A 26,401-nucleotide genomic window follows, 5' to 3' on the forward strand; every position below is an offset into this window, starting at 1 on the left:
TATCCTCTTTACGCAGGGTTTTAAGAGCGAAAATATTGGCTAGAAGAGAACAGACAGTGAGAATATATAAGAACGGGAGTGAGCAAGAATGATCGATTTGACCATTCACAAAGAGGGGCTCAAAAAAGCGGTGGAGCAGGCAAAAAAACGAAATATTGTTATCCCCACCTTTAAGCAGATGAAAGATCCGGATCGTTATACCCCGGAAAAAATTAAAGAGCGCCTAAAGAAGACGGGTCTTTGGGATGTAGATTCAGTCAATTTGTTCCGCATAACCTGGAAAAATGAGCCGAAAAAGCAGGGTGGATTGTTCGGCAACGTGAATTATGTAGAGATTCCTAGAGAAATTACAGGCGTAAAGGCAAAAATAGTGGCTCTTGTGGGGAAATGGTTTCCTACAGGGGCTCACAAGGTGGGAGCGAGCTTCGGATGTTTGGCACCCCGTCTTGTCACTGGCCAGTTTGATCCTACATCACAAAAAGCAGTGTGGCCTTCAACGGGAAACTATTGTCGTGGAGGAGCCTATAACGCTCAGCTGCTGGGATGTGATTCTATTGCCATTCTCCCAGAAGGAATGAGTTCTGAGCGCTTCGAGTGGCTGAAAACTGTAGCAGGGGAAGTTATTGGTACACCTGGAACGGAAAGCAACGTAAAGGAAATTTACGATAAGGTTTGGGAACTGCGTAAAACTCGAGACAACATAATGGTATTCAATCAGTTTGAAGAGTTTGGAAACCATCTGTGGCATTACGAGGTAACTGGTCACGCTATGGAAGAAGTCCTTCAGCAGGTATGTGGTGAGGATGGACGATATTTTGGAGTGGTGTTGACTTCCGGATCAGGTGGAACACTTGCAAGCGGAGATTATCTGAAGGGAAAGTATCCTGGGAGCAAGATTGGAGTGGGAGAAGCTCTTCAGTGTCCCACACTTCTGTGGAACGGCTTTGGTGCTCACCGCCTTGAGGGGATAGGAGATAAACACGTTCCATGGATTCACAATGTGAAGAACACCGACATGATTATTGACATAGATGATGCTGACAGTATGGCTATGATACGCCTTTTCAACGAACCAGCAGGCCAGGAATTCCTGCGCAAGAGTGGCATATCAGAGACATTCATGGAAAGCCTGCCACTTATAGGAATTTCGGGAGCGGCTAATATCCTTATGGCCATAAAGATGGCGAAGTACTACGAGCTGAGTGAACAGGATGTCATAATGACTGTTCTGACTGATTCCATGGAAATGTACGGCTCAAGGGTCAAAGAAATGGAAGAGGAAATGGGCCCCTATACGGAGATGGATGCTGCCATCGATCTTCACCAGCATGTTTTTGGAGTCGGAGTCGATTATATGCAGGAACTTTCATATTACGATCGGAAGCGAATCCACAATCTCAAATATTATACATGGGTTGAGCAACAGGGGAAGACTTCAGAGGAACTGAATGATCAGTGGTACGACTACGATGCGTATTGGGGTTCTATTCATAAAATGGCCGATGCTATTGACGAAAGAATTGATGAATTTAATAGGCTTACAGGACTTCTTGTTTAATATGATGTAGCGGGCTAAAGATGTGAGGTTGCGTTGTCGCAACCTCTTCTTCGTCAGTAAGGCCGAGGGGAGGGCGAACGGCGGAGAAACGTTATCCTGTTCTTGGGGAGTATTAATTCGCGAGGGGAAAGTCGTTGCGTTTTTAGGGCTCTTGAACTGCACTTCCGGAAGGATCTGCGCATGAAAAAGGAGGCGTTACATGATGTCTAAAGTTGGGTTCTGGAGAAAGAGTTTAGTCGTCGTATTGGTTGTTCTGTCTTTAGGTTTTGCCATTGTTGCGGGAGCAGCTGAACCGGAGTATAAGTGGCGTTTTGGGCAGACCTCAGTTCGAGCATCTCAAGGGGAGTCCTACAAGCTTTTCTGTGAGTTGATCTCGAAATATAGTGATGGTCGAATCCAAGTCGAGTTTTTCCCTGATAACCAGCTGGGCACTCTTGATGAAATTTTCCATGCCGTTCAGGATGGCGAAGTGGAAATATGTGGAGTGGCACCTTATGTAAACCTCGTCCCAGGTGGAATGTTTAACTGGATGCCTTGGACTGTTGAGACATGGGAAGAGTGTAAGATGGCTTTTAAGCGTCCAGATGGATGCTTGTATGCACCAATGGAAAAGGCTATGAACGAAGTCGGAATGCATATCCTTTTCACCGTGTCTCAAGGATCTTATGGTGTTGGAAACAATACACGGCCCATTAAGACCCCTGAAGATTTCAAGAACCTGAAAATGCGAGTTTCTTCTTCTCTTGGCTGTGTAAGAGGACTTCAGAATATGGCTGAAGGAACAGGCATGACTGTGGAAACCGTACCTTGGGGCGAGCTCTATAATGCTCTGTCTCGTGGAGTTGTCGATGGTTGTTGGTCAATGTGGCCTTCTCTTGTGGAGGAGCGCCATTACGAGGTTATAAAGTATTACACCTCCCTTGATTGGTGCTGGGATGCAAACCAGGTTGTCATCAACAAAGATCTTTGGGAAGAGCTTCCTGATGATCTCAAAGCTGCTATAGAGAAAGCTGCCCTAGAGGCAGAGGCTCATCAGTATGCAATTCAGGAGCGTATGGCAGAAGAATTCCAGGCGTTCTTGAAAGATCAGAAGAATTTCGAGATTTATTATCCTACCGACGAAGAGCGAGCCGCATTCCGTGAAAAAGCAAATGTCTTGAGCATTTGGAACGAACTGTGCAAGCCTTGGCTCGATAAGCATTATCCTGGTCAGAATATGACCGAAAAGATTCTTGCTGAGCTTGAGGCGAATCGGAAACTGGTTTTATCCGAAAAAGCGGCGAAGTAGATGAAATCTAAGGAGGCAGTCCTTTGGCTGCCTCCTTATTTCTTCCCTTACTGTAGATTAACCTATTCCCTATTTTGAGATAGAGGGGATTGCACTTCAGAGAGAAGGAAGTGTTACAATGAAAAAATTTTTCTTGTATTTGGAAAAAGTGGAATTTTTCCTAGCCTCCGTAGGGCTTTTATCAGCAATTATTCTCACGTTCTGCCAGGTTGTTAATCGGTATTGGTTGCATTTTGAGATTATGTGGATCAGTGATTTTATGTTGTACATATTTATTTTCACAATCTATATTGCTATTTCGTATGGGGCATCCCAGAAAACTCATATTGCTGTAGATATTCTTCCAGATTGTTTGTGTGGGAATGACAAGGCAAAGAGAGCAATGTTCGATATTGTTAAAAGTGTTGTTACCATTTTCATGATAATTTCTATGAGTGGGTCTACATGGAAAGTATTAAAAAGGGCTTTTAAATACCCTGAATACGCGACCCTTGTTCGCTGGTTCAATATGAGCTGGCTCACATATGCGATGGGAGCTATGGTTGTTTTTGCTATTCTTCACTATGGATGGCATGTGGCTTGCGATATTTACGAGCTGAAGCAACTTCGTTGGATTTCAGCAAATGAAGGGGAGGCAGAATAGATGATAGACATCGGAACAGTAACCACACTAATTAGTTTTCTTGTGGGGATCGTTCTGGGTTTCCCCATAGGGTGGCTCTTTATAGGTTCAACGGCTTTGGGCCTTTTGGTTATGGGTGGCTCTACAGCCTTTATGGCGAATACATTTTTCCACGCATTAGATTCGTCGACGGTTATGGCTATAGCTTTTTTTGTCTTCTCTGGAGCTTTGATTTCAGAGGCAGGATTAGCCGATCGCATTGTCAATTTTTCATACTCTCTCGTAGGGCGGCTCAAGGGAGGGCTTACGGCTGTAGGAATAGTAGCTACCCTTTTTTTAGGGGCTTTAACGGGATCGTCTGTCCCTTGTATCGCCGCTCTGATCCCCTTACTGGTGCCGCGTCTGGAGAAATTTGGCTATAAGAGAGTTTATACAACAGCTCTGCTTTGTTCTTCAAGCTATCTGGGATATTTGATTCCTCCCAGTGTGCCGGCGATGATCTATTGTCTCCTTTCGGGACAGTCAGTGGCGGCTCTCTTTCTTGCCACAGTTTTCCCGGGATTTGTGCTTGCGATTGGTTACGGGCTTTTAAATTACTTTATGGTAGATCGTTATACATTTGAAAGCAGCGAGAAGCCTGAGCTTCCAACAACTTTCAAAGAGTCTTTTAGAGACGTACTTCACACTGGCCGGGTTGCTATTCCGGCGTTGGGATGTCCAGTATTGATTCTGGTCGGCATTTATGGTGGTATTTTTACCCCTAACGAAGCCGGCGGAATCGCCTCAGTATACTGCCTCCTCGTAGGATGGTTTGCCTATCGTGAGCTAACGAATGCAAAGTTGAAGAAAGCTTTGTCGGGCACAATTGGCACCTTTGGAATGACTACTCTGCTTCTTGCCGGAGGAACGATATTGACTCGTTTCCTTACGCGCCAAGGAGTTGCGCAGGAAGTAGCAACGTTCATGTTGACATTATTTGAAAACAAGTACCTTATCCTTCTTATGTTGAATATTTTCCTCCTGTTTTTGGGAATGTTTTTGGATGGTATTCCCATTTTGATCCTCGTTGTTCCTCTCGTGCTTCCTCTTATGCAGGAACTTGACGTAAATTTGGTTCACCTGGGAGCCATGATGGTTGTCAACGTAGGAATTGGTGTTATGACACCTCCTTTTGCCATGTCAATATTCGTTGGTTCTCGATTAGCGCAGGTACCAGCCGCTGAATTAACGAAAACGATGATGCCATTTTTGTTTCTGGTCTCTTTGCCAGTGTTGCTCCTGACTACTTATGTGCCAGCATTGTCATGTTGGCTCCCGGAGGTTCTTTTGGGAGCGTCTGTAGTAGGACCGTGGTGATTTTTGAAAAATATTGGGGACATAGGAGAAGAAGATTGAGGGGAGGGATTTTATTTTGTTCGATATCTTAATAAAGAATGGAACCTGTTACGCTGGAGATGGGAAAGCTGGTTTTGTTTCTGATATCGCTGTTGAAGGTGGCGTTATAGCGGCTATAGGAAATTTAGAGAATGCTGAAGCCAAACGAGTGATTGATGCCAGAAATTTAGCAGTGACTCCGGGGTTTATCGATACTCATAGCCATTCTGATCTTGTAGCTCTTGTGGAGCCAGAGATTGCGAATAAAACGACACAAGGTGTGACGACGGATATTATAGGGCAAGACGGCATGTCTCTTGCTCCAGTTCGAACTGAGTATATTGATGTTTGGAAGAAAGTTATGGCAGGATTGGAGGGGCAATATGAGGTGGAATGGGATTGGCACAGTTCCGCTGAATATCTTGCCCGGTTGGAAGCTCAACCCTTAGGTCCGAACTTAGCGTACCTTGCTCCCTACGGAAATATTCGAATGTGTGTTGTGGGGCTTGAAAATCGTCCTGCCACAAAAGATGAAGTAAAAAAAATGCAAGACCTTTTGGAAGAAGCTATATTACATGGAGCTGTGGGGTTGTCTACTGGTTTAATATATCCCCCTTGTAATTACGCTTCAGAAGACGAGATAGCTGAGCTTACGAAGGTCCTTACAAAGTATGGCCTCCCCTTAGTGATTCACCAGAGAAGCGAGGCTGATGATATTTTAAACTCGATGGACGAGGTTGTTCGTATTAGCCGGAAGTCTGGTTGCCCCATTCACTTCTCCCATTTTAAAGTTTGTGGCAAGAAAAATGCCCATCTCTTTGATGCTGTAATGGAAAAGCTGGAATCTGCATCAAAAGAAATTGCAGTTTCCTTTGATCAATACCCCTATACGGCTGGAAGCACGACATTCAGTGTTATTCTTCCTCCATGGGTTCATGACGGCGGAGCTGATAAGGCTTTAGCTCGTTTAGCCGATCCTGTAGCGCGAGAACGGATGAAACGGGATATTCGAGATGGTATCCATGGGTGGGATAACTTTATCGACTTTGCCGGAATGGAGAATATCTCTGTTACATTCGTTAAAACAGCAAAAAATGCTGATGTAGTGGGGAAAAACATGATCGAGATAGGCAAGCTGAGAGGGAAAGATCCTCTCGATGCGGCTTTCGATGTTCTTCTTGAGGAAGAGATGGTGGTAGGCCTCGTAGATTTTTATGGGTACGAAGAGCATGTTGAGAAAATTTTAGCTCACCCTCTTCAGAACCCTTGCACAGATGGAATTCTAGGGGCTCATCCTCATCCCAGAGTATATGGTTCGTTCCCTCGCATATTGGGGCACTATGTGAGAGAACGTAAAATCTTAGATCTTCCTACGGCTATCCATAAAATGACAGGACGCCCGGCTTCTATCTTCAAGATGAGAAATAGAGGGCTTCTCAAAAAAGGATACGTGGCAGACATTTCTATTTTCGACCCTGAGACGGTAATCGATACTGCTACTTACGAAAATCCGAAACAGTTTGCTAATGGCATTCCTTACGTCATAGTCTGTGGACGGCTTGTAGTTGATGATGGGGCTGTTATGAAAGAGAAAGCTGGTCAAGTCGTACGGTTCGAGAAATAGAGGCCAGGGTTCTTTGCCTTATATCGCTGTTATTTTTATATCCGTCGCTGTTTTATCTTAGTGAGGAGGTAATGTTTTTATGAGTATGGATTGGCGAGAGCCTCTCGTCTCCTTGTGTAGAGAAATGATCCGCCGCCCCAGCCTCTCAGGGCAGGAGAAAGAGATGGCTGATTTTGTAGAACGCAGCATGCAGGAACTTGGCTTTGACTCCGTAGAACGTGACCATTACGGAAACGTGTCTGGGCGGATTGTTCTCGGTAGTGGCGGCCGTCGTATTCTCTTTGAAGGACATATGGACCATGTGGAAATAGTAGATCCCTCGAAATGGACCCATGACCCCTTCGGCGCAGAAATTGTTGATGGACGTATATATGGGCGGGCAACATCAGATATGAAGGGGAACTTGGCAGCTTCCATTATGGCAGCATCTTTGATAAAAAAAGAAAGAGCCGACCTTAATGGAGAAATTATTGTTGCAGGATCCGTTCATGAAGAATGTTTTGAAGGAGTTGCATCTGAGGCGATAGGGAAACGCTGGAATCCCGATTGCGTCGTTATTGGAGAGGCTTCCTCTTTAAACCTTAAGCGGGGACAGAGAGGCCGAGCAGAAGTTGTTTTAGAAACGTACGGCAAATCAGCTCACTCATCAAATCCTGATGTAGGTTTGAACGCCGTTAAAACAATGGTACCTCTCCTTGCTGCCATAGAGCGCGAGTTTCAGCCTAAAGAGCAACCCGTTCTCGGCAAGGGAATCTTGGAATTAACCGACATTATTTCCTCTCCCTATCCTGGAGCGAGTGTGGTTCCAGAACGTTGCCGCGTAACATATGACCGAAGACTTCTTGTAGGAGAAACTGATGCCGAAGTTTTAGATCAGATCCAAAAGATTATTGATGAAGAGAAGAAGCGCAATTCTAAACTCGATGCGAAGGTAGCTCTCGCTGTGGGAAGCGAAATGTGTTATACCGGTGCCCCTATAGAGGCAACACGTTACGCGCCCGGCTGGCTATTCCCTGAAGATAACTGGTTTGTAGCCGCAGCTTTACGTGGGTTGCGCCAGGCTGGGTTGAACCCTGAACTTTCTCATTACGCTTTCTGTACTAACGGGAGCTATTATGCTGGGAAAGCGGGAATTCCGACGATTGGTTTTGGAGGGTCTTTAGAGTCGTTAGCTCACGTAGTTGACGAATATATTGAGATTGACCAGCTTGAAAAGGCCTGTCTCGGTTATATGGGTATTATTCGTTCGGTACTCGGGTAGGCCTTGCTATGTCTAAAGTAGTTGCTTTGAAGTGCGCTCTCTGTGGGCGTACGTTTGCACAGGAAGCAGGGGTAAAGACTTGCCCTCATTGCGGCGTTGATGGAACGATGCATGTTTTTTACGATTATGAAGAAGTTGCCAAGACGTTCACTCGTCGTTCCCTGGCTGCCGATTCTCGGCACTCCCTTTGGCGTTATGATGCACTTTTGCCAGTAGAGGAAGGTTCCGTTCGCCCTAACCTCCAGGTTGGGTGGACTCCGCTGTACGACGAACCGAAGCTGGCTCAGCGCTATGGAGTTGCTTCGGTGAAAGTGAAAGATGATGGTCGTAACCCAACTGCATCTTTGAAAGATCGAGCTAGCGCAATTGCTGTAACAATGGCTCTAGAGCAGGGACAATCTACAGTGGCTTGCGCGTCTACAGGAAATGCGGCAAGTTCTTTGTCGGGGTTTGCTGCAGTAACGGGATTAAACAGCGTTATTTTTGTTCCCGAAACAGCCCCAATAGCAAAAGTAACTCAGCTTTTAGTTTATGGAGCGAAAGTTTTTCTTGTGCGTGGAGATTATGCTCAAACAGTGGAACTGGCAATGAAAGCCATTGAACATCATGGTTGGTACGATCGTAATTGCGCAATCAACCCTTATTTAGTGGAAGGGAAGAAGACCTGCGCCATGGAGATTGCGGAGCAGTGTAATTGGGATCTTCCAGACATTGTTTTTGTATCTGTGGGGGATGGTTGCATCGTCAGTTCGATGTATAAAGGCTTTTACGATCTTAAACAAGTAGGGCTAATTGAGACCATCCCTGCTATTGTTGGCGTTCAGGCCGAGGGGGCATGTCCGATTCACCGCGCTATCCAAGCTGGCTCTAATAGAGTAGAGTTCGGTGCGGCCAATACTATTGCTGACAGCATTTCTGTTGGCGCTCCTCGTAACTGGGCCAAGGCGTTAAATGCTATACGTAGCAGCGGAGGAACAACTGTTGCTGTTTCAGACAGCGAAATTCTTGAGTCCTTATGTGAATTGCCTCGCTTGACAGGTGTTTTTGCTGAGCCTGCCGGAGTGGCAGCATACGCAGGTTTCCGACATATGGCTTTAGAGGGACGCCTGAAAGCCGATGAGCGTGTAGTGCTGGTCGTTACAGGAAATGGGCTTAAAGATGTAGCGTCTGCCCAAAAAGCTGTACAATCTGCAATGACTGTGGATACTGGTTCAGAGGGGTTGGAACAAATAGAAGCGTTTCTACAGCGAGAAGAGAGATAAAAGCAAATCCATGGCCTCCTTGTAGCATTTTTTCAAGGAGGCCATTTTACAAAGCAGAATGGCTATGACCGTTTCATTCTCGACGAGATAGGGTTATATTATTTGTATTTGTAACTTATTCAATGATAGGAGAGTGAAGTCGTGAGCTCGAGAGTTTTAGTGGCCTTAGGAGGGAATGCCATTCTGCAGCCGGGCCAGAAGGGAACAGCTGTAGAACAGCTGGCTAATATAACTCACACCGTAGAACAGCTATTAGATATTGTAGAAAAAGGATATGAACTGGTTCTAACTCATGGAAACGGTCCTCAGGTTGGTGCCATTCTTATTCAAAATGAGATGTCTAGGGAGCAGGTTCCGGCTATGGGGTTGGATTTTTGTGGAGCAGAGAGTCAAGGATTTATTGGCTATATGTTGTGCCAGGTTCTCCATAATGAGTGTATGGCGCGAGGATTGAAAAAAGATGCGGTTTGCGTTGTGACTCAGGTAGAAGTAAATCCTGACGATAAGGCTTTTAGCGCTCCTACAAAACCTGTAGGGCCTTTTTATTCCCAAGCAGAAGCTGAGCTTCGCATGGCACAGAAGGGCGAACGATGGATAGAAGATGCCGGACGAGGCTGGCGAAAGGTCGTCCCTTCCCCTGAACCTAAAAACGTCATAGAAAAAGAGGTTATTCGAGAGCTTGTCGATAGAGGATTTATAGTTGTAGCGTCTGGTGGGGGTGGCATTCCTGTTTGTCGAGATGCGCAGGGCCGTCTTTATGGTGTGGAAGCTGTGATCGATAAAGATTTGGCAGGGGAACGATTGGCCCAAGACGTGCATGCTGATACTTTTGTTATTCTAACAGATGTCCCCAACGCTATTCTTAATTACAATACACCCCATCAGATGCCTTTAGGAAAAGTTACGATAGAAGAGATGGAAAAGTATGTGGGAGAGGGACATTTTCGAGCGGGATCCATGGGACCTAAAGTTCAAGCAGCCCTTCGTTTTGTTAAAGATGGAGGAGATCGAGCTATTATAGCTCGCCTTGATCAAGTTCTTGCAGCCTTGAAAGGAGAAGCTGGAACGCAGATAGTTTCAGAAACAGATCAGGAATAGATACGTTCTTAGAATATATTGAACCTTAAATATATTGAGTGCCCTCCCTTTATGAAGGGCACTCTTTTTATAAGGAGTGATTATGCATCATGAGGCAAGAGCAGGAGCATAGAAGGAAAGCGTACCTTATTTTCGTCGTGTTGTTGTTTTCTTATTTCATGTCATATTTCTTTCGCATCGCCCCTTCCGTGGTAATGCCTCTTTACTCAGCTCGTTTAAACCTTAGCGCGACGATGACTGGGTTTATAGCGAGCTTGTTCTTTTACGCCTATGGAGCTATGCAGCCTGTGTGCGGAGTACTGCTCGACAGGTTCGGTCCGATGAGAGTTGCTTCTATAGGATTGTTTTTTACAGCTTTAGGTGGCTTTATGATGATTTTTGAGCCGACAGTTATGACTCTTTCTTTGTGGAGGCTTTTTATGGGGTTAGGTTTTTCTCCTTTATTTATGGGAGCTTTGGTTTTTCAGGCTGCCGCTTTCCCCATTGCACTTTACGCGTTCTACTCTGGAATTACATTGGCGTGCGGCAACATGGGAACAGTGATAGGAGTGGCTCCTTTAGGTGCGGCTATTGATAGATGGGGCATGAGCAACGTGTCTCTGGCTCTTGCCCTTTTTTGTCTCTTGTTATCTACTTTCCTTTTTTGGGTGAGACATGAAGATCCTGTGTATATTAAAAATAGTTCCTCATCTTCAGGATTGCTTCATAATTTGAAAGAAGCTTTCCTTTTTGTAACAGGTTCGCCTGTTGCCCGTTCCGTGACGCTTCTTTGGAGTCTTTCCATGGCGTCTATCCTTTCTTTACAAGCGTTATGGGCTGTTTCCTGGTTTTCTGCTGTTTACGGTCGATCTGTTGCTGATTGTCGGGGATGGGCTTCGCTTATGGGAGTTGGGGTGGTAGTCGGCACTCTTCTTTCAGGTTTTTGGGGGCGCTCGAAAAGGAACAGAGATATTCTTCTCTTCGTGTTCTCAACGTTTTTTTCGCTCTCTTTGGCTCTTATTACAGGGTTTCTTTATTTTCGTTTTCCTATATATGTAGCAGCAGGGGCAGGATTTCTTTTGGGAGCGAGTACTGGCGGAGGGGCAGTTTGTTACGCGGCAAAAATTAATGATGTGGCCCGTCCCCATCTTCGGGGAGCTGTTATGGGAATTGTCAACGCTTTTATTTATATGACGGTCATTATTTATCAATGGGGGACAGGTGCCATTCTCGATTTCTTCCCAGGCAGTGCACTGGGACACTATGCTAAAGAAGGGTACTCTGTAGCATATGTGGTCGTGTTTTGCGCGAGTACCCTTTCTTTTTGGGCCCTTCGAACTTTATATAAAAAGGAGAAAGAACCTTTAAAAGCTCAAGCTGAGAGCGATTCGTAAAAGAGTTCCAGCCGTTAAGGCTGATATGATCATAATAGCGAGGCTTCCTGCCATCTTTTTCCCGCCGAGTTCTTTCCAAAGGACAATGAATGTGGCGATACAGGGGAAGGTCATAGCGAGAGTTACGGTAGCCACTACAAGCTGAGAAGGGGAGAGGTTTAGTGTGGCCAGCATTCCTACGGCGACGTCTTTTCGAAGCAGTCCCATAATAATAGGTGCTGCGGCTTCGGCAGGGAGGCCAAGCAGGTTGGTAAATATGGGCTTGAGTATGCCTGTAATAACAGTGATAGCTCCTGTCATATAAAGGGCGTTAATGAGGAGTACGCCGACCATGACTAGAGGAATAGCTTCTTTAAAAAAACCTTTTAAACGGAACCAGAGTTTAAAAAAGAGATCTCTCACAGAGGGTATTCTATACGGCGGAATCTCCACGATCAGTTCAGGACTATATCCTGGCATGGTCATATGGAGAATTCGGCCGATGATAACCCAAGCTAAAAAAAGGACTCCGTAGGTAATAAAGACGTAACGAATTCCAAGATGTCCTATAACCCCCACAATCATGGCTTGAAGTCCGGCGCATGGGATGGCAACAGAGATGAGCGTAGCTGCTATGAAGCGTTCGCGCTCCGATTCCAAAACTCGTGTAGCAAGAATGCCAGGGACGTTACACCCCAACCCTAACAGAGCGGGTACCACTGCGTAGCCATGGAGTCCTAATCTGTGAAAGAGCGCATCGAAGAGAACGGCGAAACGAGGCAGATATCCTACATCTTCAAGGAAACTTAATGCCAGATAAAAAGAAAAAACGTAAGGTAATACCATGACGATAGGAACATAAAGTCCTGTAGAGAGAAGCCCGAAACTTTGTTCCATGTTGATTGAACCATCAATAAGGCTCCCCACAAGCAGATGCTGTGCGAGGGGGCACCTTTCCAATGCTTCCGATAACTTTATTAAAAGAGGAATCCAGAATTTTGCTACAAGGGGGTCCAGAACATGATCGATAAGGCCTTCTCCTATAAGACGAATGACATAAAAACTTACAGTTATAACTAAAATTCCAATGAGACCCCCCCAAAGAGGATGAACAGATAGATCTTCAAGAGTATCTCGAAGAGTATGGTGTCGATGAACAACTTTTTGAACCTGTCCAATAATGTTCCCTATTTTTTGCCATCTTTCTTCACTGGAAAGGGGAGCGACATGTCCTGTCCTAGCTTCGGGAATTCGCTCTATGAGCTTGCTGATTCCTACGCCGCTTAAAGCAACAGTAGGAATTACAGGAACTCCGAGAAGGCTTTCTAGTTTCCCTACATCTATAGTGATGCCTCGATGGCGGGCCTCGTCAACCATATTAAGCGCAATAATAGTTGGTAGCCCTCGTTCCATGGTCTGGAAGGCGAGATAGAGATTCCTCTCCAAGGCGGTGGCATCAAGAACTATAACTGCTAAATCGGCGCCTTCATCTATCATGCGTCTGGCGACTTGCTCTGCCTCATTAGTGGGATCAAGGGTATATGCTCCTGGTACATCAATAATACGGTAGGCCTCAGACTTATAGCGCAGACATCCCTCCATAAATCCCACAGTTGTGCCCGGATAGTTGGAAGAGAGGGCGCGAACTCCCGTTAATCTGGTGAAAATAACGCTTTTCCCTACGTTTGGATTTCCAACTAAAAGTAATGTCTTGCTTGTTTTCTTTTCTATGCTCATGGTTCTTCCTTCTCTAGAGAATCGTAATGTAAATCATTTTCCAGAAGGGGTTCCACCTCTACACGAGACGATATTCTCCAGCCTATGGCAATTTGTCGCCCGTCGACAATAATAGTAACAGGACCATGGAAAGGCATTCCAGAAACTTTTTCTACCAGTTTGCCTTCCCGAAGTCCCAAGGCTTCTAAACGCCGCCTGCTCTCTCCTGAGGGAAGGGTCACTATCCGCGCCTTCCTGCCGTTTTCCAGGTCTTTTAGACTAGTTTTTTGCGTCTTTCCCATCTCGTCTTCGCAACTGGCCACATGCAGCATTGATATCAGATCCCTTTTCTCGTCGAATTTCAAATTCTATGTTCATTTCGGAAAGCACCGCGCTAAAAGCTTTAATGCGGCCAGCGGAGGAACGCTTGAATCTTCCTTCTACAGGGTTATAGGGGATAAGGTTGACGTAGACAGAAAGGCCATTTAAAAGAGTGGCTAGTTCGTAAGCCTGCTCGACAAGGTCATTTACTTTATCGATCATAACGTACTCTATGGTTATGCGATCTCCTGTGGCAGTTTGATATTCCCGAAGGGCATCCACAAGAGCCCCCAATGGATACTGCCTGTTTACCGGCATTAACTTATTTCGAAGCTCATCGTTTGTTGCATGGAGAGAGACAGAAAGCTTTACGGGCATTTGAAGTTTTATCAGAGCCTGTATTCCAGGAACTATCCCTGACGTGGATATTGTCATATGACGAGCGCCGAGTCCTCGCATCTTAGGGTCGTTAAAAATCCTGATGCTTTTGAAAAGAGCTTCCTGATTTAAAAAGGGTTCCCCCATTCCCATGAAAACAATATTGTTAATGTCCATGCCGGCGATCTTTTCCATGGCAAGAAATTGACCTACTATTTCACCAGCGGAAAGGTCGCGTACAAATCCTCCCTGTCCTGTAGCACAGAAAGAACAAGCTAGCGGACAACCCACTTGGCTCGATAGACAGGCGGTCATATGGTTCCCGTGAGATAAAAGTACCGATTCAATTCTTTCCCCATCTCGTAATTGCCAAAGAAATTTTCTTGTGCCGTCTTTCGATATTTCCTGACGCACAAGCATGGGGGGCAAAATTAAAAGTTTGTATACTAATTCTTCTCTCAATTCTTTGCTCAGATTTGTCATGTCAGCAATATTAAAAACCTTTTTCTGATAAATCCACTGGCAGATCTGATCCGTTCTATACCTTTGGAGCCCGAATTTCTCTGTGCAGAGATCGAGCCATTGGTTGTACTCAAGTTCGAGAGCGATAATGGGCTCTTCCATAGCATTTCCTCCTGACTGAAGATACTTCATCTATTTTTCTCATAAACAATTGATGATCCCACAACTTTGTGGGGACTGTCAATGATAATATATTTCCCTTTTTATAACTAACTATAAATATAATAACAGGGTGTCTGAAAAAATTCCTGAATAAGTGAAAAGCAAGAGATAAAAATATTGCGACATTTTGGCTGATATAGTCTCTAGATTATTTTATGAAAAGAAAAATCGATTCTCAGTTTTTTACGGTTGAAATCAAATAAATTCTTCTTTTTTGTGATTTTCATCTAAATGAGGGAACGTATCGTTTAACAGGTTTTTTAGTTTGTCTTTAGTCATAAATCCGTAAATGTTTCCCCTAAATTCTATGACCGGAGAGGCTCCGCATTCACCGAGGCATGTAGTTAATTGAACTGTTACTTTTTCTGCAAGTCCAAGCTCTCGTATAGTCTCCTCTGCTACAGGCAGGAAGGCCCTACTGCAAGGTCCGCAGACAGCAAGAATTTCTGGTGCAGACCATGCAGGCAAAGGTGCTGTAGAAAAAGCCAGTATGATTATAAAGAGAGAGATTATTTTTTTCACCCGACTCACCTTCTTCATATGTATAGTAATATAAATATAATAAAGTTTGTGTATAAATAGAGCTGCATTTTTGCTGATCTAAAGCTACATAACATTACGGATAGAAATGGAGTGAAATAGAGAATGATAGACTTCCTTGTTGGCGCAAGTCCTGTGATGCAGGCTTTAATGGGGACTCTCTTTACTTGGGGGCTTACATCTCTTGGTGCGGCTGTTGTGTTTCTGCGAAAAAACCCGAGCCAGAAATTGCTCGATATTATGCTAGGTTTTGCTGCAGGAGTGATGATTGCGGCGAGTTATTGGTCTTTATTGGCTCCAGCTATTGATATGGCGACGGAAATGGGGAAGTTGCCTTGGCTTTCTCCAGCGGCGGGTTTCATGCTTGGCGGAGTTTCTCTTCGTATTATCGATCGTTTTTTGCCTCACCTTCATTTAGGCCTGCCTCGAAACGAGGCGGAGGGTGTTTCTACAACGTGGAAAAGGACGACTCTTCTTGTATTGGCCATTACGCTTCATAATATTCCTGAAGGCATGGCGGTAGGCGTTGCTTTTGGAGCTGTAGCATCTGGTATCCCATCTGCTTCCTTAGCAGGAGCTGCTGCTTTGGCGTTGGGTATCGGCATTCAGAATTTCCCTGAAGGGATGGCTGTTTCCATGCCATTGCGTCGGGAAGGAATGGCACCAAGTAAGAGCTTCTGGTATGGTCAGCTTTCTGGAATTGTAGAGCCTTTTTTTGGTGTTATAGGCGCTTTGGCAGTAACTGTGGCGCGCCCTATTCTACCTTATGCCTTGGCATTTGCCGCTGGTGCCATGATCTTTGTAGTTGTGGAAGAGGTTATTCCAGAATCTCAGCAAGGGGGACATGGAGATCAGGCCACTATGGGGGTCCTTATTGGTTTCACTGTAATGATGATATTAGATGTAGCTTTAGGGTAAAATAATTATTAGAGGGTCATAAGTGTTATGTTTACACTGTTTTGAAAAAGAAGGGTAGATTATGTCAAATTTAGAAATATTGCTTACGGCAGCTGCTCTTTCTATGGATGCTTTTGCAGTCTCCATAGGCGTAGGAGCTTGTCTGTCCGCGCCTTCCATCGCCCCTGCTTTTCGAATGGGAGCCGCTTGTGGCGGTTTTCAGTTTGCCATGCCTTTGATAGGGTGGTGTTTAGGAGTTCAGTTGCTTGGCTTTATTGAAGCTTACGACCACTGGGTGGCCTTTGTCATCTTGTTTTTTCTCGGAGTGAATATGATCCGGGAATCTCAGGAAGAAAAAAGTTGTAATGGACAAGATCATACTCATGGAGCCATGTTGTTATCTCTTGCATTAGCTACTTCTATTGATGCTCTTGCAGCGGGGATAGGTGTTGCAGCCCTGAAGGGATCAGTTCTTCTATTGGCAGTTCCTGCCGGAATAATTACTGGCGGCTTATCGGCTTTTGGGGTCTTTTTGGGATTCCAAGCAGGGCGCATTTTGGGGAAGTACGTAGAGATAGCAGGCGGGTTGGTCTTATGTGGCATAGGGTTAAGAATTTTGTTGGTTTCGATTTTATGACGCGTAGGATGTTTCTTCTTCCGTGATACAATCCTTCCTATGAGAATCTTGAAGCGTATTGATGTAAAACATGAAGAGGCCGTACAAATAGTGGTAACAGGGAGTCGGGGGAAAAGCAGCGTTGTCCGTTTTCTCTTCGCTGCTCTTTCTGCTTGTGGCCTCAGAACGTGGGCCAGAATTACCGGTGTCATTCCAAGGGAGCTCTCTCCTTCTGGAGAAAGAGCCATATTGAGAAGTTCTGGGGGGCATGTAGAAGAGATGCGGTGGTGGCTCTCTTCGATTCCTTCTGAAGCAGAAGCCATCGTTATGGAAAATAGTGCAGTGGCCCCAGATTTACAGCGTCTTGCTGCGCAGTGGATGGGGAAGGATGCTCTTCTTGTCCTCACTAATGTCCGTCCTGACCATCAAGATGCGTGGGGAGCTGGCGAGATAGGGGCCGTTCGAGCCTTATCAGGAGGTATCCCCAAAGGAGCTACTGTTTTTATTCCTGAGAATACGGCCAGGTCTCTCTCTTTGCTTACAGCTTTAGAAGAGAAGGGGTGTCATATTCATATAGCACCTCCGGTTTTTTCTTCCTCCTCTCCTGAATGGGTAAATGAAAATTTGTCTATAGTTCTTGCAATTCTCTCTTGCCTAGGTTTAAACGAGAAGAAGGGTGAAGAAGCAGTGAGGTCTCTTCCGCCAGATATGGCAGATTTTAAGGTTCTGTCGTTTGATGGAAGCCAGCTTGCTGTTGCTTTCTCTGCTAACGATATTGAGACTACGATCAGGCTTTTCAATACCCTTCAGTGGTCTATGGAGGGAACCACAGTGCTTTTTAATAATCGACGAGACCGTCCAGAACGGCTTAAAGCCTTTCTCCCTTGGTTACAAAAAAAACAATGGAAGAGGTCGTTTCTTATGGGAGATCGCCCTTTTAAATCACACCTTCTTTATAGAGAGGTCCTCTCTGTTGATGCTTTGAAACGTCTTATAAAAGAAGAAGGGCGTGTATTTGGATGCGGCAATGTAGCGGGGGTGCCTCTTCAACTTCTTATTGAAGGGAAACAAGGTGAAGACCATGCATGATGTTCAGCTTATAACCATTGGCCTTGGAATTGTCCTTGGCATGATTTTCTATCATAGAACAGGTCGTTCTTGCGGCGGCATTATTACCCCCGGAATCCTTGCGTTGCAGATTCATGATCCTCATGGGGTGGCCTGGGCTGTGGGGACGGCTATTCTTCTTTCCTTGATTTTGGAAGGAGTGGTACGATATACAGGCATATATGGGCGGCAGAGGATAGCTACTGCCATGATTATGGCTTTAGGAGCCAAGCTTTTTTTAGACCATCTTTTCCCCGCCTCATCTCTCTGGTTGGGATGGGTTATCCCGGGGCTTATGGCCGCAGATATGCAGAGGCAGGGGATTGGGGATACGTTGATAGGTACCGTTATCGTTACTATCGTTACGGCGATGACTCTTGAGAGTGTGGTCTTTCTAGGCCAGATATTAGGTGCTTAAAATGGGATATTCACAATACGACGACATTAAGGATTATCAGCAGCGCTATCATCGTTTTATATGGAAGAACCGTCTGCTTCTCTCCTTTCTTGCAATTGTCCTACTGTTTCTATGGTTTTTCCCTCGGCAACAGGGGCTTTCCATTGAAGAGAAGAAAGTATGGGAGCGCGTTCGTCAGGCTGAGCTGCATTTATGGCGGTGGCGCGAAGATCTTCATATAGGAGCAGGAGGAGCTGATCCGTGGCAGCTCGGTCTTATTGGCTTGGAATGGAGTCCCTTAACGACGACCCTCGGAAGCTTAGAGGCGAAACGAACAGCGTGCCAACCAAGTTGGTCTGCTATCTTTCTCAGGGAATTTCATCGGTTAGGCCTCAAGAAAGGAGATAGGATTGCTATCTTTTCTTCCTCCTCTTTTCCAGGCTTGTTGCTTAATGTTTTAGAGGCTGCAGAACATGGCGGTTTCCAGATCGCTCTCGTAGTATCGCTGGGAGCCTCTACATGGGGGGCGAATGTGCCGGAAGCTCCTTGGCCTGTAATGGCTTCAGAGCTTCGAAGGGTAGGCCTTTTGCATAGCAAGGCTCAATATTATACCCTTGGTGGCAATGATGAAAATGGCGGTGGTATAGCGCCTGAAGGAATAGCCATTATGGAGAGGGCTGCGGCAGAAGAAGGCGTTCCCATTCTTCGTGGAAAAGATCTGCAGGAAATGATAGATCAAAAGATAAGGCTTGTGCGAAATTTTTCTCCTAAACTTGTTGTGAGCATTGGGGGATCCCATGCCAATATGGGAGAGGATGAAGAAATTCTTTCTTTACCTGGAGGGCTTCATCTTCCAACATCCTCTAATCATGGCGGGGATGGGCTTATAGGGAAAGCTCTGAGAGAGGGGTATCCTGTCCTTCATCTTTTAAATTTAAAAGATCTCAGCTTGAAGTATGGCATTCCTTATAACGTACAACCTTCACAACAGCTTTCATCAAGCATCGGTTGGAAGTTTTCTTTATTGGGCATAATCCTATTTATGGGTGTTCTAGCGGTTTATAAACGGTGGCAAATAAGCGACGACAGTGTGGGAGGAGTAAAGGATTGACGACTCTTCATATAGGCGTTATAGATGATGATCGAAATGTTCTTTACCAGCTGGAAAAAATGGCGGAGGAAGAAGATTGGCGTTTCTTTTCTACTGTGGAACCTGAGGAAGCATTAGGTTGGGTGAAGGATGATGAAGTAGATCTTCTGTTGATGGATGTTTGGTTGCCGGTGGCCAGTGGCTTGCAGCTTATTCGAAAAGCCAGGGGATTGTCAGAAAAAGTAGTTCTTATTGGCCTTTCAGAAATGGATAAGGAAAACGTGGCTTCTCGCCTCCTCTTGGCGGGGGCCGATGATTTTATTTTGAAACCCCTTAGGATGCCAGACTTTCGTGCGCGCCTTCGGCTCCACGAAAAGTTGGTAAATTACAGGGATCAACTGAATTGGGATATTCGTAAAAAAGGTATTAGCATAGATACGATGCGAGAAATTATCTATTGCGTTAAAAGGCATAAGGGGCCTATGGATTGCGATGCGGTTGCGGCTGCAAGCGGACTTGCGTATGTAACAGCTCATCGATATCTTGACTTCCTGGCGGATCGAGGAATGGTTGTACGATTAACAGCTTCTCCAGATGGCCGTCCAGGGCGCCCTAAAACTTTTTATGAATGGAAGGGGGGGCTTTAAAACATATGAAGTCCAACATATCCTTAGCTTTAGGTCGAAGGAAAATAAAAATTTCTTTAGATAGAGCAGTATTGAGCGGAGTACAAAGTAAAAACAAGCCCCTTCCTAACTCTCCTGAAAATGCGTTGAGCTCTCCTTATGAAAGCCCTTCTTTGCGAGAGATGCTTCGTTATGTAAAAGACATAACGGTTGTTGTTCCCGACGCTACTCGATCGTGGGAACAAGTCCCCCTTATGGCCCAAGCTATACGACGAGAAATTAGATCTGGTGGACGTTTTCCCGTGACATGGGTTATAGGTGGAGGTCAGCATCGTTTGCCCACAAGGGAAGAGACGGAAATGCTTCTTGAAGATATTCCTCTTGCTGGCGATGTGGTTTCGCCCCATGATAGTTTAAAGGGTATCGATACAGGAGAAAAAACCAGTCGCGGTACGCCGGTTATTCTTCATGAGGCTGTGGCTCAAGCAGATAGTCTTATCCTTCTGGGAGGAATAGTACATCATGATCTCGCAGGTTTTAGTGGGGGACGAAAGTCTCTCTTGCCAGGTGTATCTGACGGCATCTCTATTCAACATAACCATAGCCTGTGTCTGGAAGGGGAGACTTTTGCTTCGGGTGTAGAATGTGGGCGATTGGAAGGTAACCCTGTGGCAGAAGATATGGCTGAATATGAAGAACTTGTTCTTCGGACGCGGAAAGGTTTTCTGCTCAATGTTATCCCAGATAGTTCTGGTTCCCCTTATTGTTACATAGCAGGACATCCGATTCGTGCCTGGCGCTACGGAACGGAGATAGCCTCATTGCTTCAAACGTTGTGGATTCAGGAATCAGTTCCATTAGTACTCGTTTCCTGTGGAGGATATCCTTACGATATTGATCTTTATCAGGCGACAAAATCTATTTCTGCTGTATTGCAAGCCCTTGCCCCGGGAGGTGGAATTCTTCTTTGTGCAGGTTTGGAAGATGGGGCTGGTCCTGGTACTTTCGCTCAGTCTCTTGCCCTTGCTATGGAAGCTCCGGAATTGGCCATGTCCGAACTGTCAAAAAATTTTACTATACCGGCTTTTATCGCGTCAAAGGTTGTTTTTGATCTGAAAGGCCATCCAGCAGCTCTCATGACTGAAAAGCCGGGACTTCCCTTCCTTGGGGAAACTTTCTTGAATTCAGCCGAGGCCATATCATGGCTTAATAAATATATTCCTAAAGGCCCAGCTTTATGTGTTGAGGCAGGTAATTGTGTAGTTGTAAAAAAGAATATAAAGGGGGACGGACTATAGATAGGTCCTCCCCCGTTAATGATTTTGTTTAATTCTAGAGATGGAATTTTTAGTTATTAAACCATTTATTTTGTAGGTCTTGAAGTTCTCCAGAATCTATTATTTCCTGTAGTGCCTTGTTAACAGCATTGAGAAAATCTTTTTCTTCTAAATGAATAGCCATAGCCTTGCCTGCGCCAGTAATTTCTTGCTTGAATGCGACGGCTATTTCTCCTTCAAAATCCCTTTGCTCCAAAAATTTTTTCGCAACAGGAATGTCCATGAGAGAAGCGTCTGCCCTGCCGAGTATTACTTCTCGCACGCAGTCGTCAAACTTCTGAAAGGTCTTTACCGCCGCTCCTTCTATAGATCGGGAGAAAGATTCCTGAACTGTCCCCAGCTGTACCGCAATAGTTTTCCCCTTCATGTCGTTGAGTTCTTTCATCGAATTGTTCTTAGCCTGTACAATAAAGGCACTCATGGAGATTTCATAAGGAGTAGAGAAAGCGACTCGCTTAGCCCGTTCAGGTGTAGCGCTCATCCCTGCGGCAACAATATGAATTTTCTTTGCCAAAAGAGAGGGGATAAGGCTGTCAAAAGGCATGTCTACCCATTCAAGCTTTTTCCCGAGCTTTCTGGCGATAGTCTCCATAAGTTCAATATCGAAACCTTGCAGGTTATTTTTTTCATCGCGAAACTCGTAAGGGGGATAAGTACTCTCTGTCCCTACTATAATTGTATTGCTACCCAATACTGCAGCAGAGGCAAGAAAAGGAAAACACAAAAACAGAAGAGTTACAGCGAGAAATACGGAAATTTGTTTCATTATATACGCACCTCCATGGTAAACAATTGTTTATTTATGATATAGAATATGCCTTAAAGTTTATAATAAAATGCTAACAGAATTATTTTTCATGTCAAGAGTAAGATATTATTACAATGAGGTGATGACATGTATTGGGAGTCTCTTTTTAACCACCGAGCATTGCGGCTACAACCATCTATCATCCAGGAAATGATGGCGTTTGCTTCTCGTCCAGGTGTCATTTCTTTTGCGGCAGGACAACCTTCTGAAGATTTGTACCCTACAGAGGCCATTGCTGAAGGGCTGAAGTTTTCATTATCGGAACCTTCTGTTCTAGCTTATCCGAATACAGCAGGGGATACTTCTTTGCGAGAGTGGATTTCAGTATGGATGGCGAAAGAGGGTCTGTACTCAGGGGAAAAAGGGGCGGAAAACATTCTCCTTACAACTGGTTCACAGCAGGGGCTTAATATCCTTTCCCAACTTTTTTTGCAAGAAGGGGATGGAGTTATAGTCGAAAATCCGTCATATCCTGAGGCAATGTTGACATTTGCCAAGGAAGGCGCAAGATTTTTCCCGGTCTCTCTCGATGAAGAAGGACCAATCCCAGAAGAATTAGAGACTCTCTTATCTCAAGAAAAAATTCGTTTCTTCTACACGATCCCTACTTTCCAAAATCCATCAGGGCGCAGCACCTCTGCAGCGAGGAAAAAAATAATTCTTGAGGTGTTGAAGAGACATAATGTTTTTGTTGTAGAAGATGACCCCTATCGTCAATTATGGTTTGATGAGGAACCTGCGTGTACATATTTAAGTATGGCTGAAAAAGAGAATCATGTTGTGTATTTAGGTAGCTTTTCAAAAATTATTGCTCCTGGTCTTCGATGTGGCTGGATGGTGCTTCCCCCTGAAGTTATGGAAAAAGCCGTGTATTTACGATTGACCTTAGAACTAGGAGTGTCCTCTCTTTTGCAGAAAACCGTATTATATGTTGTGTCGCAAGAAAAATTTTTACATCATATGCGCAGAATTAGAGCTGTATATGCTCAGCGCCGTCATGCTATGGCTTCAGCGGTGGAAGAATATTTGAATCCTCTAGGCTTTAAAAGTGTCGTTCCCAAGGGTGGTTTTTTCTTTTGGGGTGAGCTCCATGGGGTGAATGGCGTGGATCTTTCATATTTGGCAGCGGCTAAACATAAAGTGGCTGTTATTCCTGGGGAAATATTTTTCTCCAAACCTGAAGAGGGACGTTTCTGGATGCGTCTCTCTTTTGCCAAGGTGGGAGAGGAGAAAATTATAGACGGAGTGAAACGTTTGTCTTGTGCAATTCAGGAATTTATATGAAAATTTAGTTTTTATTATGTTGACGGAGTAATGGGTGTTCGTTATAATACCTCCAAATATTTTAAGCAATGGCGATGAAGCAGGGCGCAGAATCGATGTAAAAGTGATACCAGGGATGAACATTCAGAGACTGAGAGATGTTCTTATCACGGTCGGGAAGCTCAAAACCTGCAGAGCTGAAGCGGAAAGAGAAAGCGAAAATAAAAACTTGGAGTACGCTTCCGGGTTGTCTCCGTTATCAGACGAGAGAGGGGTATTCGTTGTTTGAGAATATCCAAGCAGGGTGGTATCGCGAGCATAAGCAGCTCGTCCCTTCGGGGACGGGCTGCTTTTTTTATGAGGAGGAACAGAGATGTTTGCTGAGGAGAAACATTTTGTTTTTGATGGGTGCGATACGGTGGAGCTTGCAGACACTTTCGGAACGCCGCTTTATGTCGTATCAGAAACGGCGATTCGAGAGCGATGCTGTGAAATTAAAAGAGATTTTCTCGATAAATATCCTGGGACGAGGGCCGTTTACGCGAGCAAGGCCTTTTTAACTCTTGCGATGGCCAGAATTATTGCCAGTGAAGGGTTAGGTCTTGATGTGGTTTCCGGCGGAGAAATATATACAGCTTATAAAGCAGGGTTCCCTATGGAGAAAACAATATTTCATGGGAACAACAAAACTCAGGAAGAGCTTGTACTAGCCATGCAGACAGGGGTAGGTAGAATAGTTGTGGATAGTGAATCAGAACTTGAGCTTGTTGAAAAAACTGCAAGAACCATAGACGTACGACCAGCTCTTCTTTTTAGAATAGCTCCAGGCGTAGATGCTGAAACCCATCAATATATAGCTACAGGGCATTCTACGTCTAAATTTGGCTTCTCTTTAAATGACTCCTCTTTGGAACAACTTGTTCGGCGTGTAATGGATTCAGACCATATGGTTCTGAAAGGGTTCCATTTTCATGTGGGGTCACAACTTCAAAGCAATCGGTCACACCTCTTGGCGGTAGATGTCTTGGTCCATTGGATGGGGGCCCTTTCTCGAAATATAGGGTTTGTTACAGAGGAGTTGAACATAGGGGGAGGTTTTGGCGTTCCACAGCAACCTGATGAGGGAAGAAAGCCCCTTGCCTATTTTACAGATTCCATAATGACCAGAATTCGAGAGGAATCAGAAAAAGAGGGTATTTCTCTCCCCTCCGTGCTTATTGAGCCCGGGCGATGGGTTGTATCGGAAGCTGGAATTACTCTTTATCGCGTAGGGAGCATAAAAGAGATCCCGGGAGCTATGACATACGTAGGAATTGACGGTGGTATGACGGATAATCCAAGACCAGAACTGTATGGAGCTCAGTATTGGGGAGTTTTGGCAAATAAAATGGGAGAACCGGCAGTAAAGCAGGTAACCGTAGTGGGTAAATGCTGTGAGTCCGGCGATGTGCTGATGCGAGACGTTATGGTACCTGACTCTATCAGGAGAGGAGATGTTCTGGCAGTCTTTAATACAGGTGCTTATACCTTCTCTATGGCGAGTAACTATAATCGTTTGCCTCGTCCAGCAGTGGTCCTTGTTCATGAAGGAGAAGCTCATGCTATTGTAAAGCGTCAAAGCTACGACGATCTTCTTCGAGGGGAAGAAATTCCTGAACACTTGCGCTCTTAGTTTCTACATATTTCACTTTGGACAGAGAAAGGATGGACATAATGAGTTATAAGGAAGAAGTTTCGACGAGCTCAACATTGCCCGGAGAAAAAAAGAAATTCAAATTGCCCCATGTTTTTGTGCTGCTCTTTTTAATGATTTGTTTTGCTGCTTTTCTTACCCATATTTTGCCAGCTGGGCAGTTTGATCGCCAAGCTCTCGAAATTGGACTTAACCAGGTGAGGCAGGTTCTTGTCCCTGGAAGTTATCATACAGTGGAGCCTTCTCCTGTCGGACCTTTTGAAACCATGATTTCCATTTATAAAGGCATGGTCGCTGCGGCAGATATTATCTTTTTAGTGTTCCTCCCGTATGCTTCTTTTTGCATTGTAGTAAAAACCGGGGCCATGAATAGTTTTGTTAGCTGGCTTCTACATATTACTAAGGGGAAAGACGTTCTTCTCATTCCTCTATTTTCCATTGTTTTTAGTTTAGGCGCCTCATTATTTGGCATGTTTTCCGAATTTTACGGTTTTATACCTCTTTTTGTAGGCCTTGCTATTGCGCTTGGTTATGATGCGATGGTTGGTTTGGCTATTGTTGGGCTATCTACAGGTATTGGTTTTGCTGCTTCTATGACAAACCCGTATACCGTTGGTATTGCTCAAAAAGTTTCAGAGGTTCCCCTTTTCTCGGGATTAGGGTTCCGTTTCTTTCACTGGGCTCTTTTTACAGCTATTGCTATTTGGTGGACCTTGCGATATGCCAGGAAAGTAAAAAGAGACCCTTCGACTAGTTTGGTGAACGGCACAAACTATGACCATGTCGCTATGAAACAGGAGGATATAGAAAATAACTCTACATCGTGGAGAGATAGGGGCGTTTTGTCCATAGTGGCTGTGACTATGGTACTTCTTGTCTACGGGACATTAAAAAGGGGATGGGGGTTCAATGAGCTGTGTGGACTTTTCCTATCTATGGGTATATTGAGCGGACTCACTGCTGGTTGGTCGCCTAATAGAATCGCTAAAGAGTATTCAAGCGCATGTAGTGATGTTGTAGGTGGTGCTTTTGTTGTAGGGTTGGCTAGGGGTGTCCTTGTTGTTTTAGCAGATGGGAACGTAATAGATACTGTTATTTACGGGTTATCTCTTCCTCTTTCAGGGCTTCCTCGTTTTATTTCTGCCCAGGGTATGCTTTTTACCCAGACGCTGATCAATTTCTTTATTCCATCAGGGTCAGGACAAGCTGCTACAACGATGCCTATTATGGCACCTTTAGCTGATATTTTAGGAGTAACACGCCAGACGGCTATCTTAGCCTTTCAGTATGGTGATGGTTTCTCTAATTTGCTTTTCCCTACGTCGGCTAATATTGTAATTATGTGTGGCATTGCCCATGTTACGTTGGAGCAGTGGTGGAAATTCTTTATTCCTCTTTTTGGACTTTCCTACCTTGTACAGATGGGCCTCCTTGTTTTGGCGCAGTTGACTGGATATTAGTAAGTTTAGGAGGTATTGGGGGAGTTTAT

Annotated in this window: 25 protein-coding genes; 20 read left to right on the plus strand and 5 right to left on the minus strand. The window is 44.9% G+C overall.

What is annotated here, in order from left to right; all coding sequences use genetic code 11:
- Positions 1 to 88 precede the first annotated feature (88 nt).
- From B4J50_RS06015 to B4J50_RS06055, 9 genes are all read left to right on the plus strand, one after another.
- Positions 89 to 1,558 (plus strand): pyridoxal-phosphate dependent enzyme, encoded by a 1,470-nt coding sequence (locus B4J50_RS06015; RefSeq protein ID WP_286953997.1) that lies wholly within the window; start codon positions 89 to 91, stop codon positions 1,556 to 1,558.
- Positions 1,559 to 1,757: 199 nt separating this feature from the next.
- The gene (locus B4J50_RS06020) at positions 1,758 to 2,846 is read left to right on the plus strand and encodes a TRAP transporter substrate-binding protein (RefSeq protein ID WP_034327069.1); all 1,089 of its coding nucleotides are present in this window, start codon (positions 1,758 to 1,760) and stop codon (positions 2,844 to 2,846) included.
- 118 nt (positions 2,847 to 2,964) lie between these two features.
- A complete protein-coding gene (locus tag B4J50_RS06025; RefSeq protein WP_024822865.1) occupies positions 2,965 to 3,489 on the plus strand; it encodes a TRAP transporter small permease in 525 nt (174 codons plus the stop codon).
- Complete coding sequence (locus B4J50_RS06030; protein WP_286846211.1) at positions 3,490 to 4,824, plus strand: TRAP transporter large permease; 1,335 nt, start codon at positions 3,490 to 3,492, stop codon at positions 4,822 to 4,824. It begins immediately after the preceding gene.
- A gap of 55 nt (positions 4,825 to 4,879) precedes the next feature.
- Positions 4,880 to 6,466 carry an N-acyl-D-amino-acid deacylase family protein gene (locus tag B4J50_RS06035; protein ID WP_286846209.1) on the plus strand — a complete coding sequence of 529 codons (1,587 nt, stop codon included), beginning with the start codon at positions 4,880 to 4,882 and terminating at the stop codon, positions 6,464 to 6,466.
- Positions 6,467 to 6,545: 79 nt separating this feature from the next.
- Positions 6,546 to 7,727 carry a YgeY family selenium metabolism-linked hydrolase gene (locus B4J50_RS06040; RefSeq protein WP_286846208.1) on the plus strand — a complete coding sequence of 394 codons (1,182 nt, stop codon included), beginning with the start codon at positions 6,546 to 6,548 and terminating at the stop codon, positions 7,725 to 7,727.
- A gap of 8 nt (positions 7,728 to 7,735) precedes the next feature.
- Positions 7,736 to 8,989 carry a threonine synthase gene (locus tag B4J50_RS06045; RefSeq protein ID WP_286846207.1) on the plus strand — a complete coding sequence of 418 codons (1,254 nt, stop codon included), beginning with the start codon at positions 7,736 to 7,738 and terminating at the stop codon, positions 8,987 to 8,989.
- A gap of 141 nt (positions 8,990 to 9,130) precedes the next feature.
- A complete protein-coding gene (gene arcC, locus B4J50_RS06050) occupies positions 9,131 to 10,087 on the plus strand; it encodes a carbamate kinase (protein ID WP_286846206.1) in 957 nt (318 codons plus the stop codon).
- An 89-nt stretch (positions 10,088 to 10,176) separates the two neighbouring features.
- On the plus strand, positions 10,177 to 11,460 hold the full coding sequence (locus tag B4J50_RS06055) for an MFS transporter (protein WP_286846204.1): 1,284 nt from the start codon (positions 10,177 to 10,179) through the stop codon (positions 11,458 to 11,460).
- Here the strand turns inward: B4J50_RS06055 and B4J50_RS06060 are convergent.
- The 4 genes from B4J50_RS06060 to B4J50_RS06075 all read right to left on the minus strand — a co-directional run bounded on the left by B4J50_RS06060 (position 11,431) and on the right by B4J50_RS06075 (position 15,060).
- On the minus strand, positions 11,431 to 13,176 hold the full coding sequence (locus B4J50_RS06060) for a ferrous iron transporter B (protein ID WP_286846202.1): 1,746 nt from the start codon (positions 13,174 to 13,176) through the stop codon (positions 11,431 to 11,433). The two genes, B4J50_RS06055 and B4J50_RS06060, sit on opposite strands and share 30 nt — an antisense overlap.
- Entirely contained in the window at positions 13,173 to 13,478 is a 306-nt protein-coding gene (locus B4J50_RS06065) for a FeoA family protein (RefSeq protein ID WP_286953999.1), read from the minus strand. Before B4J50_RS06065 ends, B4J50_RS06060 begins: the two co-directional genes overlap by 4 nt.
- Positions 13,435 to 14,478: a 23S rRNA (adenine(2503)-C(2))-methyltransferase RlmN gene (gene rlmN, locus B4J50_RS06070; RefSeq protein WP_286846200.1), complete on the minus strand. Its 1,044-nt coding sequence runs from the start codon at positions 14,476 to 14,478 to the stop codon at positions 13,435 to 13,437. Before rlmN ends, B4J50_RS06065 begins: the two co-directional genes overlap by 44 nt.
- 255 nt (positions 14,479 to 14,733) lie before the next feature.
- Positions 14,734 to 15,060, minus strand: coding sequence for a (2Fe-2S) ferredoxin domain-containing protein (locus tag B4J50_RS06075; protein ID WP_286846199.1), 327 nt, complete (start codon positions 15,058 to 15,060; stop codon positions 14,734 to 14,736).
- A gap of 123 nt (positions 15,061 to 15,183) precedes the next feature.
- Here B4J50_RS06075 and B4J50_RS06080 point away from each other — a divergent pair, with 123 nt between their 5' ends.
- The 7 genes from B4J50_RS06080 to B4J50_RS06110 all read left to right on the plus strand — a co-directional run bounded on the left by B4J50_RS06080 (position 15,184) and on the right by B4J50_RS06110 (position 21,109).
- Positions 15,184 to 15,996, plus strand: coding sequence for a ZIP family metal transporter (locus B4J50_RS06080; protein WP_286846198.1), 813 nt, complete (start codon positions 15,184 to 15,186; stop codon positions 15,994 to 15,996).
- Positions 15,997 to 16,057: 61 nt separating this feature from the next.
- Positions 16,058 to 16,612 carry a manganese efflux pump MntP family protein gene (locus B4J50_RS06085; RefSeq protein WP_286846197.1) on the plus strand — a complete coding sequence of 185 codons (555 nt, stop codon included), beginning with the start codon at positions 16,058 to 16,060 and terminating at the stop codon, positions 16,610 to 16,612.
- A 39-nt stretch (positions 16,613 to 16,651) separates the two neighbouring features.
- On the plus strand, positions 16,652 to 17,680 hold the full coding sequence (locus B4J50_RS06090; protein WP_286846196.1) for a Mur ligase family protein: 1,029 nt from the start codon (positions 16,652 to 16,654) through the stop codon (positions 17,678 to 17,680).
- A complete protein-coding gene (locus tag B4J50_RS06095; protein WP_286846216.1) occupies positions 17,673 to 18,116 on the plus strand; it encodes a poly-gamma-glutamate biosynthesis protein PgsC/CapC in 444 nt (147 codons plus the stop codon). The genes B4J50_RS06090 and B4J50_RS06095 overlap by 8 nt, the downstream gene beginning before the upstream one ends.
- Before the next feature lies 1 nt (position 18,117).
- The gene (gene pgsW, locus B4J50_RS06100) at positions 18,118 to 19,206 is read left to right on the plus strand and encodes a poly-gamma-glutamate system protein (protein ID WP_286846195.1); all 1,089 of its coding nucleotides are present in this window, start codon (positions 18,118 to 18,120) and stop codon (positions 19,204 to 19,206) included.
- On the plus strand, positions 19,203 to 19,832 hold the full coding sequence (locus B4J50_RS06105) for a response regulator (protein WP_024822881.1): 630 nt from the start codon (positions 19,203 to 19,205) through the stop codon (positions 19,830 to 19,832). Before pgsW ends, B4J50_RS06105 begins: the two co-directional genes overlap by 4 nt.
- Before the next feature lie 5 nt (positions 19,833 to 19,837).
- A complete protein-coding gene (locus B4J50_RS06110) occupies positions 19,838 to 21,109 on the plus strand; it encodes a lactate racemase domain-containing protein (protein WP_286846193.1) in 1,272 nt (423 codons plus the stop codon).
- A gap of 49 nt (positions 21,110 to 21,158) precedes the next feature.
- Here B4J50_RS06110 and B4J50_RS06115 read toward each other — a convergent pair whose 3' ends face one another.
- A complete protein-coding gene (locus B4J50_RS06115; protein ID WP_286846192.1) occupies positions 21,159 to 21,914 on the minus strand; it encodes a transporter substrate-binding domain-containing protein in 756 nt (251 codons plus the stop codon).
- 129 nt (positions 21,915 to 22,043) lie between these two features.
- On the opposite strand from B4J50_RS06115, the gene B4J50_RS06120 reads away from it, so the two are divergent.
- From B4J50_RS06120 to B4J50_RS06135, 4 genes are all read left to right on the plus strand, one after another.
- Entirely contained in the window at positions 22,044 to 23,240 is a 1,197-nt protein-coding gene (locus tag B4J50_RS06120) for a PLP-dependent aminotransferase family protein (RefSeq protein WP_286846191.1), read from the plus strand.
- A 34-nt stretch (positions 23,241 to 23,274) separates the two neighbouring features.
- Positions 23,275 to 23,508 (plus strand): hypothetical protein, encoded by a 234-nt coding sequence (locus B4J50_RS06125; protein ID WP_286846190.1) that lies wholly within the window; start codon positions 23,275 to 23,277, stop codon positions 23,506 to 23,508.
- Positions 23,509 to 23,592: 84 nt separating this feature from the next.
- Positions 23,593 to 24,891 (plus strand): diaminopimelate decarboxylase, encoded by a 1,299-nt coding sequence (gene lysA, locus B4J50_RS06130; protein WP_286846189.1) that lies wholly within the window; start codon positions 23,593 to 23,595, stop codon positions 24,889 to 24,891.
- 41 nt (positions 24,892 to 24,932) lie between these two features.
- The gene (locus B4J50_RS06135) at positions 24,933 to 26,372 is read left to right on the plus strand and encodes a YfcC family protein (RefSeq protein ID WP_286954001.1); all 1,440 of its coding nucleotides are present in this window, start codon (positions 24,933 to 24,935) and stop codon (positions 26,370 to 26,372) included.
- Positions 26,373 to 26,401 lie beyond the last annotated feature (29 nt).

It is taken from the genome of Aminobacterium sp. UBA4908 (assembly GCF_002398115.1).
GTDB lineage: Bacteria > Synergistota > Synergistia > Synergistales > Aminobacteriaceae > Aminobacterium > Aminobacterium mobile.

Coding starts and splice junctions, on each gene's coding strand:
- B4J50_RS06015 (WP_286953997.1), top strand. CDS start 89: ATGATCGATTTGACCATTCACAAAGAGGGGCTCAAAAAAGCGGTGGAG.
- B4J50_RS06020 (WP_034327069.1), top strand. CDS start 1,758: ATGATGTCTAAAGTTGGGTTCTGGAGAAAGAGTTTAGTCGTCGTATTG.
- B4J50_RS06025 (WP_024822865.1), top strand. CDS start 2,965: ATGAAAAAATTTTTCTTGTATTTGGAAAAAGTGGAATTTTTCCTAGCC.
- B4J50_RS06030 (WP_286846211.1), top strand. CDS start 3,490: ATGATAGACATCGGAACAGTAACCACACTAATTAGTTTTCTTGTGGGG.
- B4J50_RS06040 (WP_286846208.1), top strand. CDS start 6,546: ATGAGTATGGATTGGCGAGAGCCTCTCGTCTCCTTGTGTAGAGAAATG.
- B4J50_RS06045 (WP_286846207.1), top strand. CDS start 7,736: ATGTCTAAAGTAGTTGCTTTGAAGTGCGCTCTCTGTGGGCGTACGTTT.
- B4J50_RS06055 (WP_286846204.1), top strand. CDS start 10,177: ATGAGGCAAGAGCAGGAGCATAGAAGGAAAGCGTACCTTATTTTCGTC.
- B4J50_RS06060 (WP_286846202.1), bottom strand. CDS start 13,176: ATGAGCATAGAAAAGAAAACAAGCAAGACATTACTTTTAGTTGGAAAT.
- rlmN (WP_286846200.1), bottom strand. CDS start 14,478: ATGGAAGAGCCCATTATCGCTCTCGAACTTGAGTACAACCAATGGCTC.
- B4J50_RS06080 (WP_286846198.1), top strand. CDS start 15,184: ATGATAGACTTCCTTGTTGGCGCAAGTCCTGTGATGCAGGCTTTAATG.
- B4J50_RS06085 (WP_286846197.1), top strand. CDS start 16,058: ATGTCAAATTTAGAAATATTGCTTACGGCAGCTGCTCTTTCTATGGAT.
- B4J50_RS06090 (WP_286846196.1), top strand. CDS start 16,652: ATGAGAATCTTGAAGCGTATTGATGTAAAACATGAAGAGGCCGTACAA.
- B4J50_RS06095 (WP_286846216.1), top strand. CDS start 17,673: ATGCATGATGTTCAGCTTATAACCATTGGCCTTGGAATTGTCCTTGGC.
- pgsW (WP_286846195.1), top strand. CDS start 18,118: ATGGGATATTCACAATACGACGACATTAAGGATTATCAGCAGCGCTAT.
- B4J50_RS06110 (WP_286846193.1), top strand. CDS start 19,838: ATGAAGTCCAACATATCCTTAGCTTTAGGTCGAAGGAAAATAAAAATT.
- B4J50_RS06115 (WP_286846192.1), bottom strand. CDS start 21,914: ATGAAACAAATTTCCGTATTTCTCGCTGTAACTCTTCTGTTTTTGTGT.
- B4J50_RS06120 (WP_286846191.1), top strand. CDS start 22,044: ATGTATTGGGAGTCTCTTTTTAACCACCGAGCATTGCGGCTACAACCA.
- lysA (WP_286846189.1), top strand. CDS start 23,593: ATGTTTGCTGAGGAGAAACATTTTGTTTTTGATGGGTGCGATACGGTG.
- B4J50_RS06135 (WP_286954001.1), top strand. CDS start 24,933: ATGAGTTATAAGGAAGAAGTTTCGACGAGCTCAACATTGCCCGGAGAA.